We start from the raw sequence: 20,743 nt of genomic DNA on the forward strand, positions 1-20,743 counted from the left end.
TTTTTTTCATTCTATAATGATTGATAAAAAATTACATAAAAGCCAATTAAAAGCTGAATATTTAACGAATTTCTACGAAAGAAATTTATTAAAAAAATATGCAGCCGATACTGTGGATAGTGTAAACGAAGAATGTGGTGTTTTTGGGGTTTATTCGCCAAATAATATCAACACATATTCTATTGCACAGTTTGGTTTATTTGCGCTTCAACACCGTGGACAGGAAGCGTGTGGTGTTTCTTTCTTGAAAGATGGAAACATTAAAACGGTGAAAAAAACAGGATTGGTATTAGACGTTTTCAAAACAATGGAAGCCGAGATTGAAGAATACCAAGGAAATGCTGCGATTGGACATACACGCTACACAACTGCTGGAGGTGGAAGTCGTCGTAACATTCAGCCACTTTACACGTACAATATTTATGGAAAACCTCATTTCTCTATTGCTCATAACGGAAATTTAATTGAAGTTGAAGCATTAAGAGCTGAATTAGAAGCAGAAGGTTTACCATTTTTAGCAACTTCGGATACGGAGGTTTTATTACGTTCTATTCAAAAATATTCGCATTTAGATATTGTAGAAGCTATACAGAAAGGTACAGAAAAGGTAAAAGGAGCTTATTCGGTTTTGTTATTAGCGAATAATCAAATGGCAGCTTTTCGCGATCCAAATGGTATTCGTCCTTTATGTTTAGGAAAATTGGACGATGCCTATGTTTTCTGTTCAGAAACATGTGCATTAGACGCTGTCGGAGCTGAATTTATCCGTGATGTAGAGCCAGGTGAATTGATTGTTGTAAATGAACAAGGTTTGAAATCTTATTCATTAAATCAACCAACGCAGCGTAATATTTGTGCTTTTGAGTACATTTATTTTGCACGTCCTGACTCGAATATCGAAGGAAATGAAATCTACGATTTACGTGTAGAATCTGGTCGAAAATTATACGAACAATCTCCTGTTGATGCCGATATTGTGATTGGTGTTCCAGATTCTGGAATTCCGTCTGCAATTGGTTATTCAGAAGCTTCGGGTATTCCTTACGAACCAATTTTGATTAAGAATCGTTATATGTCGCGTTCGTTTATCGTTCCTTCACAAGAAATGCGTGAACGTGTGGTCAACTTAAAATTGAATCCCATCAAAAATAAAATCAAAGGAAAACGTTTGGTTGTTTTAGATGATTCTATTGTACGTGGAACAACTTCGAAACTTTTAATCAAAATCTTAAAAGAAGCAGGAGCAAAAGAAATTCATTTCCGTTCTGCTTCGCCTCCAATTATTGCACCTTGTTATTTAGGAATTGATATGCCTTCTAAAGCAGATTTAATTTCAGGAAATAAGTCAATTAAAGAGGTTGAAGATTATTTGAATGTCGATTCGTTAGATTTCTTAACAGTTGATAATCTGATTGATTTATTAGGAAGTAAAGAACATTGTTTTGGATGTTTTACAGAAAAATATCCCGTAAATTATTCTAATGAAGAATGTAAAGAGGTAAAACCTTTGCATATAGATTAAATTATTAATTATGAATGATGAATTATGGCGAATATCTTGAAAGAAAAATCATTTGACTTAGCTTTAAGCATCATTCAACTATCGAAAGATTTACAAAACAAAAATGAGTATGTTTTAAGTAAACAACTTTTGAGAAGCGGTACAGCTATTGGTGCTTTGGTTAGAGAATCTCAGAATGCTGAAAGTACGAAAGATTTTATACATAAATTATCAATCGCTCAAAAAGAATGTGACGAAACACTTTATTGGTTAGAATTATTATTTAAAAGTAATTATCTTGAAGAAAAATTATTTTATAAAATATTTTCTGATAGTACAGAAGTTTTGAAATTATTGAAAAGCATCATTCTCACAAGTAAACAAAAACTAAATTCATAATTCATCATTATCAAATCATAATTAAAAATGAGCAATACATATAAACAAGCCGGAGTAGATAAGGAAGAAGGTTATCAAACGGTATCGAAAATTAAAGATGCAGTTGCAGCAACACACAATTCAAACGTGTTGAATGGAATTGGAAGTTTTGGTGCATTTTACCAATTAGGAGGTTACAAAAATCCTGTTTTGGTATCAGGAACCGATGGTGTAGGAACTAAACTACGTGTGGCTTTAGATTCTAAAGTTTACGATACAGTTGGGATTGATTGTTTCGCGATGTGTGCAAATGATATTTTGTGTCATGGAGCAAAACCATTATTTTTCTTAGATTATTTAGCTTGTGGAAAATTAGATTCTGATATCGCAGCAGAAATTGTAGGTGGAATTGCACAAGCGTGTAAAGAAACTGGAACAGCATTAATTGGTGGAGAAACAGCAGAAATGCCAGGAATGTACCAAGTTGGTGATTATGATGTTGCTGGATTTTGTGTTGGAGTAGTAGAACGAGATGAAATTATCGATGGTTCTAAAATAAAAGCTGGACAAGTAATTATTGCGTTACCATCAAGTGGTTTCCATTCGAATGGATTCTCTTTGGTTCGTAAAGTTTTCCCAGATTTTAACGAAGAATTTGAAGGTAAACCTTTGTTCGAAACATTATTAGTTCCAACAAAATTATATCAAAATGATATTTTCAAAATCAAAGATGCTGGAATCGAAATGTCTGGAATTGCTCATATTACAGGAGGTGGATTAATCGAGAATGTTCCTCGTATTATAAATGACGGATTAACTGCTGTAATAGAAAAAGCAAAAATAAATGTACCAACAGTGATGCAAGAATTAGCTAAACGCGGAGGAATTGCAGAAAACGAAATGTTTGGAACATTTAATATGGGTGTTGGAATGGTTGTCATCGTTGACCAAACTGATGCTGAAAAAGTATTGAATATTATTGATGGAAGTGCGTTGATTGGAGAAATTCAAGAAGGTGCTGACAAAATTATATTGAAATAGTAGATTAAATAGTTTAAAAAAGCCGGATAAGATTTCTTATCCGGTTTTTTTATGTGTTAATTTAGGTTGAGCACTAAAACTCGATATCGTCAGCGATTGTTCCGCACATTTCATTTTGAAATTGTTTCAAATATTCTTCTTTCTTTTCCATTTGATAAGTAATCATCGAAGAATAATTTCCAGAACGCGTCCAAACCACAGCTTGCGCCTGAAAATCTATAATTCCAATTCCGTATTTATCCAAAATATATTGCGCACCATCTTTTCCAACTTTTATTGCAGCATCTCTTTCGGCAGCTAAATCATAGAAGAAATGTTCGTCCGTTTTCAAATGTTCTAAGTTTGGATTTGAGGCTGTATCAGCAGAAAGATTTCCGTTATTTCCTAATGTTGGATGTTTATCAATTTTCGTGAAATATTGGCTGTACAACGTCATCACAGTCATTTCTGTATCTTGTTTCATTCGTTGATTCCAAATCAAACTTGCTTCGTCCCATTGTGGTTTATCAACTCCCAAAGCCTTTAATACATCTACTTCCGGAATATTAGAACCAATTTTCACAACTCCTGCAGCATAATCGTACAAAGAAATTCCATGAATTGGCTCTAACAAAGGATTATCTTTTGAATATTCAAGTACTTTTGCGTCATGTTGTTGATACATTTGTTCAATTCCAATATCCGAATTTTTATCATCATATTTTTGCACAAACTTTTCTAACTGATAATTAATACGATCATATAAAGTCATTTTATTGTTTTCAGCTCTGTCATATAACTCTTGTTGATTAGGGGCATCCGTTAAAAAGGCTTCTGCATAAGGCTCAAAATCATTTTCAATGTTTTTTATTTTATCATCAAAATATGCAATCAATAAAAGGTCCACTTGATGATAAATTCATGGTACTAGTTTTTTTGAGTTCTTGTATTACAAAGTTGTAAAATCGTCACTCAAAAAAAACTCACTATTTTTAGCTAAATATGGGTGGGATTATTTAGAATATTTATAATTTTCTCACTTCATTCAATCTTCGTATCTTTGCATTTCATTCAAAAAACTCCAAATTCACTCATAAGTTATGCAACAATCAAAGGCTTTGGCAATTCTAAAATCTGGTCGAAATGTATTTTTAACAGGTTCTGCGGGTGCCGGAAAAACTTATGTGTTAAATCAATACATTCAATATCTTAAACAACATGGCGTTCCTGTTGCTATAACGGCTTCTACGGGAATTGCTGCGACGCACATGAATGGTCAAACGATACATTCTTGGGCTGGAATTGGAATAAAAGATTATGTTTCTGATCGATATTTGGCTTCACTTCGCGACAAGAAATATTTCCGTGATAAAATGGACAAAGTAAAAGTCTTAATTATTGATGAAATCTCGATGTTGCATCGAAATCAGTTGGATGCGGTTGATTATGTATTGAAATTTTTTAAACAAAACGATGAACCTTTTGGAGGTGTTCAAGTAATTTTTTCGGGAGATTTTTTTCAGTTACCGCCGATTGGTGAAGAGTGGGAAGAATCGAAAGATAAATTCTGTTTTATGTCCGATGCTTGGGTTCAAGCAAAAGTGCATATTTGTTATTTGACAGAGCAATATCGTCAAACAAATAATGCATTGAATGATATTTTGAATGAAATTCGTTCGGGGAATATTTCGCAAAAAACAGTTGATTTATTAGAAACTCGAATCGAATATTTTCCAGATGAAATAGATTCACAAACTCGTTTGTATACACATAATATGGATGTGGACCGAATTAATAAAGGTCAATTGATTAATATTGATTCTTCTTCCAAAACATTTGAAGCAAAAGTTGCGGGAAATCCAGCTTTGGTTGAGGTTCTTAAAAAATCTGTTTTAGCAGAAGAAGTTTTAGAATTGAAGATAGGAGCGAAAGTGATGTTTGTTCGTAACAATTTCGAAGTTGGTTTTGTAAACGGAACGCTTGGAAATGTTTCGGGGTATACTGAAAAAGATGAGCCAATTATCAAAACATTAGATGGAGAATTTTACGTTGCAAAACCAGAAACGTGGGCAATAGAGGACGAAAGCGGAAAAGCATTGGCTTCATTCACACAAGTTCCGCTGCGTTTGGCTTGGGCGATTACAATTCATAAATCGCAAGGAATGACGTTAGATTCTGCGTTTATAGATCTATCAAAAGCGTTCGAAAAAGGACAAGGGTATGTTGCACTTTCACGTTTACGAGATTTAAATTCGTTGATGTTACACGGATTGAATCAAACAGCTTTAGAAATTGATTCACTTGCAATGAAGGCAGATAGACGTTTTCAGGTTTTATCGAATGAAATGGATGAGTTTCTAGATGAAAAAGAATTGCAAAACTCTTGGGCTGCTTTTATCCGATATTCTGGTGGAACTTTGGATAAAAAACAAATTGCAAAAAATATCGAAAAGAATAAAACCAAAGAAAAAGGACAAAAGAAATCGACTTACGAAATTACATTAGAATATGTGAAAGAAGGTTTGTCTTTGGATCAAATCGCAGAGAAAAGAGGGTTAACTACTTCAGCAATTGTCGATCATATTGGTAAAATCAAAAAAAGTGAGCCTGATTTGGATTATTCAAAATTTAAACCTTCTGACAAAGTTATTGATAAAGTTCGATTGGCTTATAGTGAAATCGAATTTGAAGAGAATAAAGTTTTAAAACCAATTTACGATTATTTCAATGGTGAAATTGGTTATGAAGACATCAAAAAAGCATTACTTTTTATAGATTAAATAAAAATTGTCAGTTCAAAAATCTAAATAACTGACAAAATTGGTCAAATTATTCGAAAGGAATAATTGTTGTTAAAAGATAAGTATTAAAAATGAACGCTTTTTTTTAGCATCCATAACTTACAATTTATGTCAATAGAAAACAACAATGTAGTTTCAGTAAACTACTCATTACATACCATCGAAGCGAATGGTGAAAAAGTATTTGTAGAACAATCAAATGCAGAAGAGCCATTAACTTTTTTATTCGGAGCTGGAATGATGATTCCAAAATTTGAAGAAGAATTAAAAGAATTAGCAGTTGGAGATAAAAAATCATTCGTAATTACTCCAGCAGAAGGATATGGTGAAAGAGTAGAAGAAGCTATTGCTCAATTACCTTTAGATATGTTCAAAGAGTCTGGATTACCACCAGTTGGAGCAATTTTACCTTTGACTGATGATGCAGGAAATCAATTCCGTGCTTCAGTTGTAGAGGTAACAGAAGAGGCTGTAATTGCAGATTTGAATCCTCCAATGGCAGGAAAAACATTAGAATTTGAAGTTGAAGTTTTAAATGTTCGTCCAGCAACTGAGGAAGAATTATCTCACGGACACGCACATGGAGTTGATGGAACTCAAGGTCACTAAAAAATATTTTCAAAAGGCTATTTCGATAAGAGATAGCCTTTTTTATTTTTAATTGTGAATAAATCATTAATAAATAAATTAAATCCAAGTTATATTTTTCGGCTTGCTTCAACTAAAATCTTATCTTTGTAAAACAAACAAGATTACTTACAAACAAACATGAAAATAGCTGTATTTGTTTCCGGTGGCGGAACAAATCTTCAAAATATTATTGATGCAGTTGAAGACGGAACGTTACCAAATGTCGAGATTTCGATGGTAATGGCAGACCGCGACTGTTATGCAATAGAACGATCGTTGGATAAAGATATCCGAACGTATGTCTTAGACCGAAAAACTTTTTCGGAAGATGCCGAACATAATTTAGAAGGAGAAGAAATCGACTTAATTGTTTTGGCAGGTTTTTTAACCATATTATCTCCAGAATTTACCTCGAAATGGGGCTCGAAAATGATTAATATTCATCCTGCATTATTACCAAAATTTGGTGGAAAAGGAATGTATGGCGCGAAAGTTCACAAAGCAGTTTTAGAAGCTGGTGAAAAAACATCAGGAGCAACTGTACATTTTGTAACGGCTGGTGTAGACGAAGGACAAATTATTTGTCAAGGAATTTTTGAAATTGAAGAAGGTGATGAAGTAGCAGATTTACAGCGTAAAGTTGCTGAGGTAGAAAGTGAAATCTACATTAAGGCAATCAAGCAAATCAGCGAAGCATAAAATATAGAATGCCTCAATGTTGTGTACATTGAGGTTTTTCATTTCCAATAAAATAGTAAACAAACAATAAACTTTAAAAACTAAACACAATGCAAAAACAAGCGCTAATAAGTGTTTCGGACAAGTCGAACTTGTTAGAATTTGCAAAATTCTTGGTTGAACAAGATTACAAAATCTTATCAACTGGAGGAACATTCAAACATTTACAAGACAACGGAATCGAAGTTACAGAAGTAAAAGATGTAACTGGTTTTCCTGAGATTTTAGATGGTCGCGTAAAATCTTTACATCCTGCAATTCATGGTGGTATTATGGCGCGTCGTTCGGACGAAAATCATATGGCAACAATTGCGGAACATGGAATTAACCCAATTGATATCGTTATTGTAAATCTTTATCCTTTCTTCGAAAAGATGAATACAGGTCTTTCTGAAGCGGAAATGATTGAATTTATTGATATCGGTGGTCCATCAATGTTACGTTCTTCTGCAAAGAATTTTTATGATGTAACAGTTGTAACGGATGTGAATGATTATGAAGTAGTGATGAATGAAATTCGTGAGAATGGTTCAACTTCTATCGAAACGCGTAAATTATGTGCTGGTAAAGTATTCAACTTAACTTCTGCTTATGATGCGGCGATTTCTACTTACATTTTAGGAGAAGATTTTCCTCAATTTTTAGAGTCTTCTTACGAGAAAGTGATGGATTTACGTTATGGAGAAAATCCACATCAAAAAGCAGCTTATTATGTTGATAAAACGAAAAATGGCGCAATGAAAGATTTCGAATATTTACAAGGAAAAGAACTTTCTTTCAACAATATTCGTGATATGGATTTGGCTTATAAAGTGGTTTCAGAATTTGAGGAAACAACTTGTTGTGCAGTGAAACATTCAACGCCTTGTGGAGTGGCAATTGGAGAGAATGTTTTAGAAGCTTATGAAAAAGCGTATGAATGTGATCCAATGTCAATTTTCGGTGGAATCATCGCTTTCAATAGAGAAGTTGATGGAAAAACTGCGGTTGAATTAAATAAAATTTTCTTAGAAATTGTAATTGCACCTTCATTTACAGAAGAAGCGTTAGAAATTTTTAAACAAAAGAAAAATTTACGTATCATCAAAGTGAAGAATCCTGTGTCGGATAAAGTAACTTACGTAAAAGTTGATGGAGGATTAATTGTTCAGTCGACAGATAATCAATTTTCAACAGATTTAAAAGTGGTGACTGAAATTCAGCCAACTGAAAAACAAATGACGGATTTAGTTTTTGCTCAAAAAATTGTAAAATGGGTAAAATCTAACGCGATTGTTGTAGCGACAAATGGTCAAGCTTACGGAATCGGTGGAGGTCAAACGAATCGTATTTGGGCGGCTCAACAAGCGATTGCACGTGCAAAAGAAAAAGTGGAAGATGATTTAGTTTTAGCTTCAGATGCATTTTTCCCTTTCCGTGATGTAGCTGATTTTGCAGCAGAAAATGGAATTAAAGCAATTATTCAACCAGGAGGATCAATCAAAGATCAAGAGTCTATCGATGCTTGTAATGAACGCGAAATTCCGATGGTTTTCACAGGAATGAGACATTTTATGCACTAAAATTCGATATGCGATATTCGTTTTGCGATGTTGGAATTTAAGATTAACTTAGTGTAAATGAGAAGTTATAGAAATTTAGACATATGGCAAAAAAGTTTGGAAATTTTAAGACTGGTTTATAATCTTTCTAATAAATTTCCAGAATCAGAAAAGTATGGATTAACTGTTCAAATAAAAAGAGCAGTTGTTTCAATTCTTTCAAATATCGCAGAAGGTTCTGGAAGAAATTCAAATCAGCAAATGATTAATTTTCTATCTATTTCAAAAGGTTCTGATTTTGAGGTTGAAGCTCAATTAATAATAGCTTTTGAGTTGAATTATATAACAGAGTCAGAATTAAATGAAGCTTTAGAATTAATTGATCATTATTGTAGAATGAATAAAAATTTTCAAAACTATTTAACAAAGAAAAACAATGGAACAAAATAATAGCGCAAACCGCGAATCGCAAACCGCAACTCGCATCTTAGTAATCGGTTCAGGTGGTCGTGAACATGCAATAGGATGGAAGTTTGCTGAAGATTTCAAGCAAAAAGGACAAGATTTAGAATTGTTTTTTATTCCAGGAAATGCAGGAACAGCTCAAATCGGAACAAACGTTTCAGTTTCTTCGATTGAAGAAATGAAAAATTTCGCGAAAGAAAATCAAATCGATTTAACTTTTGTTGGACCAGAAGCTGAATTAGCAGAAGGTATCGTTGATATTTTTCAGAAAGAGAATTTAAATGTTTTTGGACCTCATAAAGCAGCTGCGCAATTAGAAGCTTCTAAAGCTTTTGCGAAGGATTTTATGGATAAATATGGTGTGAAAACAGCAAAATATAAAAATTTTCAAGGACCAATGTTGGCGATTGATTATTTGAAAACACAAGATTATCCAATTGTAGTGAAAGCCTCTGGTTTAGCGGCTGGAAAAGGAGTTATTATCTGCCAAGATTTTGAAGAAGCAAAACAAGCTGTTTTGGATATCATGGAAGATAAAACCTTTGGTGATGCAGGAAACGAAGTGGTTATTGAAGAATATTTAGAAGGTTTTGAAGCCTCTATTTTGTCTTTCTTTAACGGGAAAAAAATCGTTCCATTTGTTTCGGCAAAAGATCACAAGAAAATTGGTGAAGGAGAAACTGGTCTTAATACTGGTGGAATGGGCGTTATCGCTCCAAATCCATTGTTTACGGAAGAGCATTTCAAAATGTTCGAAGAAGAAATTATGGAGCCAACAAAATGTGGTTTAATTAAGGAAAGATTAGAGTTTGCAGGTGTTATTTTCTTTGGATTAATGATTACAACAAAAGGTGTTTATTTGTTGGAATATAACCTAAGAATGGGCGATCCAGAAACGCAAACAACTTTACCTTTGTTAGAAAATGATTTGGCTGAGGTTGTAAATAAAGCAATTAAAGGAGAAGATTTTGACTTGACTTTCAAAAATCAACATGCGTGTTGTGTGGTGATGGTTTCGGGAGGATATCCAGGAAATTACGACAAAGGTTTTGAGATTCGTGGTTTAGAAAATGTAACTTGTCCTAATTTTATTGCTGGTGCAAAATTATCAGGTGAACAAATTGTTACTTCTGGTGGACGCGTAATCAACATAGTTGGATTAGGAAATACATTAGAAGAAGCACGTGAAACTGCTTACGAAAACATCAAAAAAGTACATTTTGATTACGAATATTATCGAAATGATATTGGAGTAATTCAATAAAAAATACAGTTTATATTATTAAAAAATGCGTTTCATTTGAAACGCATTTTTTTTTAATTTATTCTGAAAATTCGACGTGATAAACATCGCTTTTATTTCGATTTATTTTTCGATATTCAAATCCTCCAGCTTGCGGAATAATTTCGACTAAATCAAATGATTGACAACTTTTTGGCAAACCATTAAAAATTAAAGTGAAATGAAGAGACGAACCTTCTTCGATATACGTCCAATTTGGATACATTGTAATTCCATCCGCAAAAACCAATTGACAACGTTTTCCTGATTGATTATCAATAATAAAAGTAGAAGGCCAAATACGTGCAGCATTTGCATATTCATCTGCCGCCATACAACAATGTATAATAACCTGACTTTCTTCTTCGATATTGGTTAAGAGCTCAGAATCAATAAAAATCTTTTCTTCAAGAATAGTTGCACTCATTATTTTGCAATTTTTTTGATGTACAATTCTTCTACTTTTGCACGTGCCCAATCTGTTTTTCGAAGAAATTTCAACGATGATTTCAAACTTGGATTATCATTAAAACATCTGATGTTAATTTGATTTCCCAAACCTTCCCAACCGCCGTAATAAATTACTAATTCTTCGATAATATCGTCTAAACGTTTTCCGTGTAATGGATTATTTTTTTGACTTTCCATTTTGCAAATTTACGAAAATGTTTTTGGTGAATTTAGAATAGTTCAAGCTTTCTAAAATTCATATTTTTCTTCCAATTGTTCTGCTAAATGCAAAATATCATCCACTCTCGCTAATTGCTCAATCCAATTGGTCGGAATTGTTTCTGCATCATAATAAATCCCTGCAATTCCACCAGCAATACAAGCAATTGTATCGGTATCATGTCCTAAATTCACAGCTTTCAAAACACAATCTTTATATGAATTTGTATGCAATAAACACCAAATAGAAGCTTCTAAACTATCCATAACATAACCAGTTGATTTAATTTCATCTTCTTTTAAATCTATTAGTTTTCCGTTTAAAATTCGTTCGAAATATGGAAATTCGTTTTTATAAATTTCATTTTCTTCTAAGAATAATTTTAACCAAAAATTTGTATTCAGATAAGCTTCTTCTAAATTTTCGGAATCCAAAACATTCAACGCAAATTCAATATAATAAATACACGCCAAAACAGAACGATTGTGCGCATGCGTGATAGAAGAAACTTCTTTGACTATTTCACAACGTTCATCAATCGATAAATCTTTCGTGAAAATTGCTAAAGGAAGAATACGCATTAACGATCCATTTCCATTATCAGATTCAGATGTAGAACCAGCTTCGGTTGGATTTTTTACAACTCGTAAACGATTTATTGCTTTTCGTGTAGAAATTCCCACATCAAAGACTTCTCCGTCAGCCGTCCAATAACCTTCATGCATCCACATCTGAAATTTTTCTGCAATATCATTTAAATTATAACCATTGCACAACGATTCTGCCAAGCAAAACATCATCGAACTATCGTCAGAAAAAGTGCCTGGAGGCATATTGTATGTTCCATAACCCATCATATCTGTCACGGGATTTTGCTGTAAATATTGCCTACTTTTAAACTCAACAGGAACTCCTAATGCATCACCAACTGCAGATCCAATTAATATATTTTTCGAAAAATTTCTTCTATTCATAACCTTCTTTTATAAATGAAAAATAATTGTTTTTTTTGAATATATCCAAATTATTTTTGAAAATGAATAAATTAATCATAATAAATTTATTCATTTTAGATAAAATATTAAAAATTTTATAATGAGTAAAAAGAATAAGTCGTATTGTCAGTTTTGAAAAAATTGGAACTGATTTTGATTAAATTATGACACAAACTTATTAATTACTATGGCTTTTATAGATTATTATACAACATTAGGTCTGCAAAAGACCGCATCACAAGATGAGATAAAAAAAGCTTATCGGAAATTGGCGCGTAAGTATCATCCTGATCTTAATCCAAATAACGATGAAGCTGCACAGAAATTTAAAGAATTAAACGAAGCAAACGAAGTGTTGAGCGATCCAGAAAAACGTAAAAAATACGATAAATATGGAGAAAATTGGCAACATGGTGAAGAATATGAGAAAGCTCGTCAGCAACAACAGCAACAATATCAATATAGTAATAGCGATTTTGATGGAGCTGAAGGTTTTGGTGATTTCGATGGTTATTCAGATTTTTTCAGTTCGATGTTTGGACGTGAAGGTAGAAGTAGATCAACAGGTTATAAAGGGCAAGATGTAAATGCCAGTTTGACACTAAATTTGACAGATACATTGACTTCGCACAAACAAACTTTTGCGGTGAATGGTAAAAATATTCGAATTACAATTCCGGCTGGAGTAGAAGATGGACAAACAATCAAGATAAAAGGTCACGGAGGAAAAGGTTATAACAATGGGCCAAATGGAGATTTGTATATCACGTTTCATATCGAAAATAATACATCGTTTGAGATCAATGGAGCAGATTTATCTACCATTGTTGAGATTGACTTATACGATGCGATTTTGGGTGGAGAAGCTATGATTGATACGCTTTCTGGAAAAGTAAAAGTCCCGATAAAAGAAGGAACAGAGAATAATAAAAAGGTGAAATTGAAAGGAAAAGGTTTGCCAATTTATAAGAAAGATGATCAATTTGGAGATTTGTATGTAACATTTTCTGTAAAAATTCCAACTAATTTATCAGCAGAAGAGAAAGAATTATTCGAGAAATTACGTTCACTTAAAAAAGCTTAAAACCATGAAAAATGTAACGATATCTGTTATTCAGTTTAGTAAATATCATCAGATTGAACCTCAATTTGTGATTGATTTGTATAAAAATGATTTGGTTGTTTTGCACGAGCGTAACCAAGAATATTTTATCGAAGAAAATGATTTGAAATTAATCGAACGATTTATTGAATTTCATTATAATTTGGGCGTTAATATAGAAGGTTTAGAAGTGATTCATCATCTTTTGAAACAAATCGAAACGCTACAAAAACAATTAAAATAAACGAATTCAAAAACAACCTTTGCAGAAAACTGCAAAGGTTGTCTTATTTTTGCATAAATATTTTTGTATGAATACTCCCGAAAAGAAGAGTAAATTAAAAAAATTACATTCGCGCAATCGTCATTTAGCGCCTTACAATTTCGAAAAATTGTGTGCGATTTATTCGCCACTTTCCAAATATATCAAACCCAATAAAGAGAACGAACCAACGATTAATTTCTCGGATAGAGAAGCTGTAAAAGCGTTGAACAAAGCGTTGTTGAAAACATATTATGACATCGATTATTGGGAATTGCCAAAAGATAATTTGTGTCCGCCAATTCCTGGTCGCGCCGATTATATTCATTACATTGCCGATATTTTGGGCGAAAATTTTGATGGTGTAATTCCACGTGGAAAAGATGTAAAAGTCTTGGACGTTGGTGTTGGTGCGAATTGTATTTATCCGATTATTGGAAATTACGAATACGATTGGAACTTTGTTGGTGCAGAGTTGGATTATGCTTCTTTCAAAAATGCAGAAGAAATTGTAAAGAAAAATGCTCGATTACGTAACAAAGTTGAGATTAGAATGCAATTTAATCCAAACAATATTTTCAAGAATATCATCAAACAAGGCGAGAAATTTGATATTACAATTTGTAATCCTCCATTTTTTAGATCGAACCAAGAAGTGATGGAGCAAACAATGCGTAAACTGAAAAACTTAGGTCAAAAATCTGATCAAAAACCAATTCAAAACTTTGGTGGGAATAATTCTGAGCTTTGGTGCAGAGGAGGAGAGCGTCTGTTTATCACGAAAATGATAAAAGAAAGTGCGGATTATAAACATCAAGTAAAATGGTTTACAACATTGGTTTCTAAGAAAGAAAATGTTCGAATTTTGGAAGGTATTTTGAAACGTGAAAAAGTAAGAGATTACCGAATTGTAAATATGCAACAAGGGAATAAAATTTCGCGTTTACTAGTTTGGAGATTTTAATTGATCTATTTTTAATTCATTAAAGGTTTTATTTAAAATTATTCCAAATTTTTATGAAGGCTTTATTCAATTTAAGATTTGTTTTACCTTGTATAAACAAGATTATAACAAATGAAAACAAATAGAATAATGGCTTTTTTAGGAGTTTTAGCGTTGATGTTTAGTATCTTTTCGTTTACAACTTCTCGCCAAATTGACACAGGAAAAGCAATTTCAAGTTCAGAATGGAAAAACCTAAAAGTGTTACCACAAAACATTTCAGAAGATAGTTTGAAAGGTTTGATGCGCGGATATAATGCTGCTTTAGGTGTGAAATGTAATTTTTGCCACGCCGAAAATCCTGAGACTAAAAAGATGGATTTTGCAAGTGATGCAAATAAAGAAAAGGAATTTGCACGTCATATGATTGTGATGACACGTGATATAAACGCAAAGAATTTCAATTGGGAAAATGCAAAAAATCCTGAAATGATCAATGTTGTAACATGTGTAATGTGCCACAGAGGTAATGAAAGTCCTACAAAATCATTGATTGAGCCTGTAAACGTTGAATTGAAAAACGTGAAAGATGTTGCAAAAGAAAAATTAGTTCCAGCATCTGGTTCAGCGAAAGTTGAGAAAAAATAAAGAATAGAAATATAAGCTCCATTTTTGGAGTTTTTTTTATAAATTTAAGCTTGTTAACATTGTTGATATGATTAAATTTTTATGCATTCTTGTTGCTTTATCAACATTTAGTTGTAACAAAACATAAAGAAATTTCAAAATGACTCGGTTACAAAAACAGATTCTAAAGATTTAATGGTTAAAAAATATTATAATGGTTTTGGAAAATATTCTCATCCATTATATTTATATGATGAGTTTGAAATGAAAGATTCAACTAAAATAAAAATGCTTATTATATAGACAATAGATTAGTCAAAATTGAAAAATATCTTCTTCATAATTCTAATATGGATTTATTTATAATTACAATGAATATGGAGATTTAGAAAAAGTTATTAATTTACCAATAGAAGATAAAAAGTGAGATGTATAAAATTTAAAAAAGCCATTCGTAAGAATGGCTTTTTTAAATTTATTTCGAAGTAATAATCTACTCCTTAACTTCCGATTTATTCGAAATTAGCGACCAAATAATTGTTGTTAATAGAACTCCACCAATGATTGATAATGAAACTGTCGATTCAAAATGATAGAATGGCATAATAATCATTTTAATTCCGATAAAACTTAAAATAATCGCTAAGCCGTAATGTAGTTTATTGAATTTATCCATTGAATTTGCCAACAAGAAATACAACGATCGTAGTCCTAAAATTGCAAAAATATTAGATGAATATAGAATAAAAGGATCGTCTGGAGCAACAGCGAATATAGCGGGAATACTATCTACAGCGAAAACCAAATCAGTTACTTCAATTACCATTAAAGCGACGAAAAGTGGTGTTGCCATTTTAATTCCGTTTTGTACAGAAAAGAATTTATCTCCATCAAAATTTGGTGTAACTTTAAAGAATTTGTGTACCAATTTAACACCAAAATTTTGTGATAAATCTTGATTTTCATCATCATCACTTGATTTCCAAGATTTGATTCCGGCGACAATTAAGAAGAAACCAAACAGTGTTAAAACGACATTTGGACGGAAGAATTGTTTTGCTTCAAAATTTGCATGAGTTGCTTCATCACCAAGATTAAAGTGCCAATCTCCAATAGAAAAAGCTGGTAAATAAGTCATTTTAATTAATTCAACTCCTGCAAAAATAAAGATTGCTCTAAAAAGAAGAGCACCTAAAATTCCCCAAAAAAGGACTTTATGTTGATATTCTTTTGGAATTTTAAAGAATCCAAAAACGAGTATGAAGACGAATAAATTATCTACGGATAAGGCTTTTTCTATCCAATACGCCGCCTGGAATTGCGAAAATTTATTGATGGCAAATGCATGTCCATCTGCTTCTTTAAAAACGAAATAAATCACTCCACTAAAAATCATCGCCAAGGAAATCCAAACGATGGTCCAAGTAAGCGCTTCTTTGTTCGAAACTGCGTGCGCATTTTTATTAAAAACACCTAAATCAAGTAGCAACATAATAATTACTGCAACCCCAAAAACAGTTATTAGTCCAGGATGATTCAACATGCTATCCTGTACAACACTGAAAATACTCATATAAATTTATTTAATTTGACAATTTACTATAAATTTACCAATCCTAACTCGATTGGCCTTTAAAAAATGTTTCTAAAAAAGAAAAAACAAGCAAAATTAATTTATTCCAGAATGAAAAGAGTAATCGCATACATATTCTTAACAATTATTTTACCTATCGCTTCGAAAGCACAACAAGTTTCGCCATTGTATAAAGATTCTATTCAGATGAAATGGGTTGACGAAAAGTACAATTCGATGTCATTAGAAGATAAAGTAGGCCAGTTATTTATCGTTGCAGCCTACACAAACAGAGATGCTGCGCATGAGAATGATATTCAAAAATTAATTGAAGAAGAACATATCGGAGGATTAATTTTTATGCAAGATCAAGCGGCTCATCAAATTGAGTTGACAAATAAATTTCAATCTATTTCTAAAATTCCATTGTTAATTGGAATGGATGCAGAATGGGGATTGGCAATGCGTTTGAAAGGAGTGGAGCGTTTTCCTTGGAATATGACGCTTGGTGCTCTACGCAATAATAAGTTGGTGTATCAAGTTGGAAAACAAATTGGTATACAAGCGAACAGAATGGGTGTTCAGTTTAATTTTTCACCTTCAGTTGATGTCAATGTTAATCCAAATAACCCAATTATCGGGAATCGTTCTTTTGGTTCAAATCCAGATCGAGTTGCAGAAAAAGGAATTGCTTATATGGATGGAATGCGTGCGCAAAACGTATTATCGTCTGCAAAACATTTTCCTGGACATGGAAATACAGATCAAGATTCGCACAAAGTTTTGCCGTTGATTCCAGATAATAAAGCAGATTTAGAGAAATATCACATTGCACCTTTCAAGAAAATGATTGAGGCAGGTGTACAGTCAATTATGGTGGCGCATCTAAATGTTCCAGCTTTAGAACCAGATCCAAAAATACCTTCAACTTTATCTAAAAATATTATTACAGATTATTTGAAAGGAGAATTACAATTCAAAGGAATTGTGATTACAGATGCGTTGAATATGGATGGTGTAGCAAAAATGTTTCCTGCTGGTGATGTAGATTATAGAGCATTTGTAGCGGGAAATGATATTTTATTGTTTTCGCAAAATGTACACGTTGGGAAACAAAAAATTATTGATGCAATAAATAAAGGTCAGATTTCTGAAGCACGTTTAGAAGAAAGTGTGAAGAAAATTTTGATGGCAAAATATATTACAGGTTTAAATGAAATAAAAACTTTAAATTCTGCAAATGTTTTAGAAGATTTAAATTCTCCTGAAAATTTAGCGTTAACAACTAAAATTTTTGAGAAAGCTTCGACAGTTGTAAAGAATGAACACAAACTTTTACCAATTAAAAAATTGAATCAAAAAATAGCTTTTGTTCCCCTTGAACAAACAGATTATGATCAATTTTTGAGACATTTACAAAAATATACAAATGTTGAGTTGGTGAAGATTTCAAATCCAAATCAGATCAATTTATTGAATGATTATGATGTGATTATTTCGGGAGCGTTTTTATCGAATGAAACGGTTTACAAACCATATAAATTGTCAGATAACTCGAAAGCAATTTTGAAAGCATTACCAAAAGATAAAAAGAAAATCTTCTCATTATTCACAAGTCCTTATGGTTTGAAAGATCTTGATTTATCAAATTTAGATGCGGTTACAGTTCATTATCAAAATACAAAAGATGCGCAAGCAGCTGCTGCGCAAGTTATTTTTGGAGCAATTGATGCAGATGGAACATTTCCGGTAGATATCAATCAAAACTTGAAAGAAGGGCAAGGAATTGTAACAAAACACATCAAACGTTTAGGATTTACTGCACCTGAAAATGTGAATTTAGGAAAAAAAAACTCTTAGAAATAGATAAACTTGCCGAAGAAGCAATTGCAAATCATTACACGCCTGGAATGCAAATTTTAGTCGCAAAAGACGGGAAAATAGTGTATGATAAAAGCTTCGGAACACAAGATAAAAATTCTTCCAAAAAAGTGGAGTGGACAGATTTATATGATGTCGCTTCGGTAACAAAGGTGACGGCAACGTTGCCTTTGTTGATGTTGGAGGTAAACGAAGGAAAATTAAACCTCGATCAAACAATTGGAGAAATTGATAATGATGCGAAGAATTCGAACAAATCTTCTTTAAAAGTTCGTGAAGTATTAGCGCACCAGGCTGGTCTTAAACCTTGGATTGGTTTTTACAATGAAACGGTCAATGTAAAAAATGCGCGATTATATTTAGATTTCTATTCGAGAAAGCAAGACGAAGAACATCAAATAAAAGTTACGGATAACATTTATATCATCAATTCTATAAAAGATACGATTTACGAAGATATTTATAAATCATCTTTAGGTCGTAAATCATATGAATATTCAGATTTAGGTTATTATATTTTCAAAAAGAAATTAGAAAATGATTTTGGGAAAGATCTGAATCAACTGACACAAGAGAAATTTTATCAATCATTGGGAATGTATCGCACAACGTTCAATCCAAAAGAAAAATTTAGTTTAGAAGATATTATTCCAACCGAATATGACAAAACCTACAGAAATCAACTCGTTCATGGTTTTGTACACGACCAAGGCGCTGCAATGATGGGCGGAATTGCTGGTCATGCTGGTTTATTTTCCAACTCGATTGATTTAGCAAAATTGATGCAACTATATTTGAATGGAGGCGAATATGGTGATGAGGTTTATTTGAAACAAGAAACGGTGGCGGAATTTACCAAACAAAAATTCAAAGGAATTCATCGTGGAGCAGGTTTTGATAAAATGCAAACAACTTCTAAAATAGGTCCATCAGCCGAAAGTTTTGGTCATACAGGTTTTACTGGAACGATGGTTTGGGCTGATCCTAAATATAATATAGTGTATATTTTTCTTTCGAATCGTGTCAATGAAACTGTCGAGCCAAATTATCTTTCCATTAAAAAAGTGCGAGAAAATATTCGACAAGTAATTTATGAAGCAATTTTACCTTAAATTTGTCTAAATAAAAATCGCGAATGAAAATAGGAATTGTATGCTATCCAACCTACGGAGGGAGTGGAATTGTGGCAACAGAACTGGGAATGGATTTAGCGGAAAAAGGTCATGAAGTACATTTTTTTAGCACAAATGTTCCTGCGAGATTAAACATCAAATTACCAAATATATACTTTCATCGAATTCATGTAGAAACGTATCCATTGTTCCAATATCAGCCATACGATTTGGCATTGAGCACAATTTTATATGATAAGGTTTTACATTACGAATTAGATTTGGTGCATGTACATTATGCTATTCCTCATGCGTATGCAGCATATTTTACGAAGCAAATGTTGGCGCGAAAAGGGTATAAATTACCAATTGTAACAACATTGCACGGAACAGATATTACATTGGTAGGGAAACATCCTGTGTATAAAACGGCTGTTGAATTTTCGATCAACGAATCGGATGCCGTAACATCGGTTTCCGAAAGTTTGAAACAAGATACTTTATGTGCATTTGATATTACAAATGAGATAGAAGTTGTGCCGAATTTTATTGATAATGATCAATATTTGCCAGAGAAATGTGTGTGTTGTCGTGATAATTTTGCGCAACCAAAAGAGAAGGTAATTTTGCACACTTCAAACTTGAGAAAAGTAAAACGCATTGAAGATGTAATTGGAACGTTTAATTTGATTCAGAAACAAATTCCATCAAAATTGATTATTGCTGGAGAAGGTCCTGAATGGGATATGGCAGATCAAATGATTCAAGAATTTGGAATTCAAGATAAAGTGAAAAGTCTTGGAATGGTAAGTGATTTGAATGATGTTTTGAAAGCCGCAGATTTATTCCTTTTACCATCTGAACAAGAAAGTTTTGGTTTGGCAGCGCTTGAAGCTATGGCAGCAAGTGTTCCGGTCATTTCGTCCAATGCAGGCGGAATTCCAGAAGTAAATGTTGATGGACTTACTGGTTTTGTTTGTGCTGTAGGAGATATCGAAATGATGGCAGAAAAAGCAATCTATATCTTAGAAGATGACAAGCGTTTGGCAGAATTTAGTCATCAAGCAAAAGAACAAGCGATACGATTTGATAAAACGAATATTCTTCCGCAATACGAAGAACTTTATCGCAAAGTAATCGCAAAATCTAAAATCGGGTAAATCCCGATTTTTTTATTTGATAGGATTTTCTTCTTCCCATTTGACACTATCCCACGAAGTGT

21 protein-coding genes are annotated in these 20,743 nt (G+C 32.6%); 16 read left to right on the forward strand and 5 right to left on the reverse strand.

Annotation, left to right across the window (positions count from 1 at the left end; all coding sequences use genetic code 11):
* Nucleotides 1-16 precede the first annotated feature (16 nt).
* Genes purF through purM form a run of 3 tightly spaced genes read left to right on the forward strand, consistent with a single transcriptional unit; the run spans nucleotide 17 to nucleotide 2,920 of the window.
* Nucleotides 17-1,522, forward strand: a complete 1,506-nt coding sequence (gene purF, locus B3R94_RS00810) for an amidophosphoribosyltransferase (protein WP_291097949.1) — start codon at nucleotides 17-19, stop codon at nucleotides 1,520-1,522.
* Nucleotides 1,523-1,546: 24 nt separating this feature from the next.
* Nucleotides 1,547-1,900 carry a four helix bundle protein gene (locus B3R94_RS00815; RefSeq protein ID WP_407933557.1) on the forward strand — a complete coding sequence of 118 codons (354 nt, stop codon included), beginning with the start codon at nucleotides 1,547-1,549 and terminating at the stop codon, nucleotides 1,898-1,900.
* 27 nt (nucleotides 1,901-1,927) lie between these two features.
* Nucleotides 1,928-2,920 (forward strand): phosphoribosylformylglycinamidine cyclo-ligase, encoded by a 993-nt coding sequence (gene purM / locus B3R94_RS00820; protein ID WP_114999539.1) that lies wholly within the window; start codon nucleotides 1,928-1,930, stop codon nucleotides 2,918-2,920.
* Nucleotides 2,921-2,993: 73 nt separating this feature from the next.
* On the opposite strand, the gene B3R94_RS00825 is transcribed toward purM, so the two are convergent.
* Nucleotides 2,994-3,806, reverse strand: a complete 813-nt coding sequence (locus tag B3R94_RS00825) for a DUF6620 family protein (protein WP_291097952.1) — start codon at nucleotides 3,804-3,806, stop codon at nucleotides 2,994-2,996.
* 193 nt (nucleotides 3,807-3,999) lie between these two features.
* Between B3R94_RS00825 and B3R94_RS00830 the strand changes: the two genes are divergently transcribed.
* The 6 genes from B3R94_RS00830 (at nucleotide 4,000) to purD (ending at nucleotide 10,338) form a co-directional block, all read left to right on the forward strand.
* Complete coding sequence (locus B3R94_RS00830) at nucleotides 4,000-5,679, forward strand: AAA family ATPase (RefSeq protein WP_291097955.1); 1,680 nt, start codon at nucleotides 4,000-4,002, stop codon at nucleotides 5,677-5,679.
* Between the two features lie 129 nt (nucleotides 5,680-5,808).
* A complete protein-coding gene (locus B3R94_RS00835) occupies nucleotides 5,809-6,309 on the forward strand; it encodes an FKBP-type peptidyl-prolyl cis-trans isomerase (RefSeq protein ID WP_291097958.1) in 501 nt (166 codons plus the stop codon).
* A gap of 159 nt (nucleotides 6,310-6,468) precedes the next feature.
* Nucleotides 6,469-7,029, forward strand: coding sequence for a phosphoribosylglycinamide formyltransferase (gene purN, locus B3R94_RS00840; RefSeq protein ID WP_038332368.1), 561 nt, complete (start codon nucleotides 6,469-6,471; stop codon nucleotides 7,027-7,029).
* An 89-nt stretch (nucleotides 7,030-7,118) separates the two neighbouring features.
* Nucleotides 7,119-8,630 (forward strand): bifunctional phosphoribosylaminoimidazolecarboxamide formyltransferase/IMP cyclohydrolase, encoded by a 1,512-nt coding sequence (gene purH / locus B3R94_RS00845; RefSeq protein WP_291097960.1) that lies wholly within the window; start codon nucleotides 7,119-7,121, stop codon nucleotides 8,628-8,630.
* A gap of 57 nt (nucleotides 8,631-8,687) precedes the next feature.
* The gene (locus B3R94_RS00850; protein WP_125349023.1) at nucleotides 8,688-9,059 is read left to right on the forward strand and encodes a four helix bundle protein; all 372 of its coding nucleotides are present in this window, start codon (nucleotides 8,688-8,690) and stop codon (nucleotides 9,057-9,059) included.
* Nucleotides 9,046-10,338: a phosphoribosylamine--glycine ligase gene (gene purD, locus B3R94_RS00855; RefSeq protein WP_291063987.1), complete on the forward strand. Its 1,293-nt coding sequence runs from the start codon at nucleotides 9,046-9,048 to the stop codon at nucleotides 10,336-10,338. The genes B3R94_RS00850 and purD overlap by 14 nt, the downstream gene beginning before the upstream one ends.
* A gap of 58 nt (nucleotides 10,339-10,396) precedes the next feature.
* Here purD and B3R94_RS00860 read toward each other — a convergent pair whose 3' ends face one another.
* From B3R94_RS00860 to B3R94_RS00870, 3 genes are read right to left on the reverse strand one after another with little or no spacing between them, the layout of a single operon-like run.
* The gene (locus tag B3R94_RS00860; protein WP_114999543.1) at nucleotides 10,397-10,783 is read right to left on the reverse strand and encodes a hypothetical protein; all 387 of its coding nucleotides are present in this window, start codon (nucleotides 10,781-10,783) and stop codon (nucleotides 10,397-10,399) included.
* Nucleotides 10,783-11,004 carry a VF530 family DNA-binding protein gene (locus B3R94_RS00865; protein ID WP_038332359.1) on the reverse strand — a complete coding sequence of 74 codons (222 nt, stop codon included), beginning with the start codon at nucleotides 11,002-11,004 and terminating at the stop codon, nucleotides 10,783-10,785. The genes B3R94_RS00860 and B3R94_RS00865 overlap by 1 nt, the downstream gene beginning before the upstream one ends.
* Nucleotides 11,005-11,055: 51 nt before the next feature.
* Nucleotides 11,056-12,000 (reverse strand): ADP-ribosylglycohydrolase family protein, encoded by a 945-nt coding sequence (locus B3R94_RS00870; protein ID WP_291097963.1) that lies wholly within the window; start codon nucleotides 11,998-12,000, stop codon nucleotides 11,056-11,058.
* Between the two features lie 208 nt (nucleotides 12,001-12,208).
* Here B3R94_RS00870 and B3R94_RS00875 point away from each other — a divergent pair, with 208 nt between their 5' ends.
* The 4 genes from B3R94_RS00875 to B3R94_RS00890 all read left to right on the forward strand — a co-directional run bounded on the left by B3R94_RS00875 (nucleotide 12,209) and on the right by B3R94_RS00890 (nucleotide 14,976).
* Entirely contained in the window at nucleotides 12,209-13,105 is an 897-nt protein-coding gene (locus tag B3R94_RS00875) for a DnaJ C-terminal domain-containing protein (protein ID WP_291097966.1), read from the forward strand.
* A 4-nt stretch (nucleotides 13,106-13,109) separates the two neighbouring features.
* Nucleotides 13,110-13,367, forward strand: a complete 258-nt coding sequence (locus B3R94_RS00880) for a chaperone modulator CbpM (protein WP_135834956.1) — start codon at nucleotides 13,110-13,112, stop codon at nucleotides 13,365-13,367.
* A gap of 67 nt (nucleotides 13,368-13,434) precedes the next feature.
* Nucleotides 13,435-14,349: a 23S rRNA (adenine(1618)-N(6))-methyltransferase RlmF gene (gene rlmF / locus B3R94_RS00885; RefSeq protein ID WP_291097969.1), complete on the forward strand. Its 915-nt coding sequence runs from the start codon at nucleotides 13,435-13,437 to the stop codon at nucleotides 14,347-14,349.
* 111 nt (nucleotides 14,350-14,460) lie between these two features.
* A complete protein-coding gene (locus tag B3R94_RS00890; protein WP_291097972.1) occupies nucleotides 14,461-14,976 on the forward strand; it encodes a c-type cytochrome in 516 nt (171 codons plus the stop codon).
* Nucleotides 14,977-15,448: 472 nt separating this feature from the next.
* Here the strand turns inward: B3R94_RS00890 and B3R94_RS00895 are convergent, their stop codons facing one another.
* Nucleotides 15,449-16,528: a TerC family protein gene (locus B3R94_RS00895; protein ID WP_291097974.1), complete on the reverse strand. Its 1,080-nt coding sequence runs from the start codon at nucleotides 16,526-16,528 to the stop codon at nucleotides 15,449-15,451.
* Nucleotides 16,529-16,639: 111 nt separating this feature from the next.
* On the opposite strand from B3R94_RS00895, the gene B3R94_RS00900 reads away from it, so the two are divergent.
* Genes B3R94_RS00900 through bshA form a run of 3 tightly spaced genes read left to right on the forward strand, consistent with a single transcriptional unit; the run spans nucleotide 16,640 to nucleotide 20,681 of the window.
* Nucleotides 16,640-18,388 (forward strand): glycoside hydrolase family 3 protein, encoded by a 1,749-nt coding sequence (locus tag B3R94_RS00900; RefSeq protein WP_291097977.1) that lies wholly within the window; start codon nucleotides 16,640-16,642, stop codon nucleotides 18,386-18,388.
* A 2-nt stretch (nucleotides 18,389-18,390) separates the two neighbouring features.
* A complete protein-coding gene (locus B3R94_RS00905) occupies nucleotides 18,391-19,521 on the forward strand; it encodes a serine hydrolase domain-containing protein (RefSeq protein WP_291097986.1) in 1,131 nt (376 codons plus the stop codon).
* 23 nt (nucleotides 19,522-19,544) lie between these two features.
* Entirely contained in the window at nucleotides 19,545-20,681 is a 1,137-nt protein-coding gene (bshA, locus tag B3R94_RS00910; RefSeq protein WP_291097980.1) for an N-acetyl-alpha-D-glucosaminyl L-malate synthase BshA, read from the forward strand.
* The last annotated feature ends 62 nt before the right edge of the window (nucleotides 20,682-20,743 follow it).

The organism is Empedobacter sp. UBA7611 (assembly GCF_002484365.1).
GTDB lineage: Bacteria > Bacteroidota > Bacteroidia > Flavobacteriales > Weeksellaceae > Empedobacter > Empedobacter falsenii_B.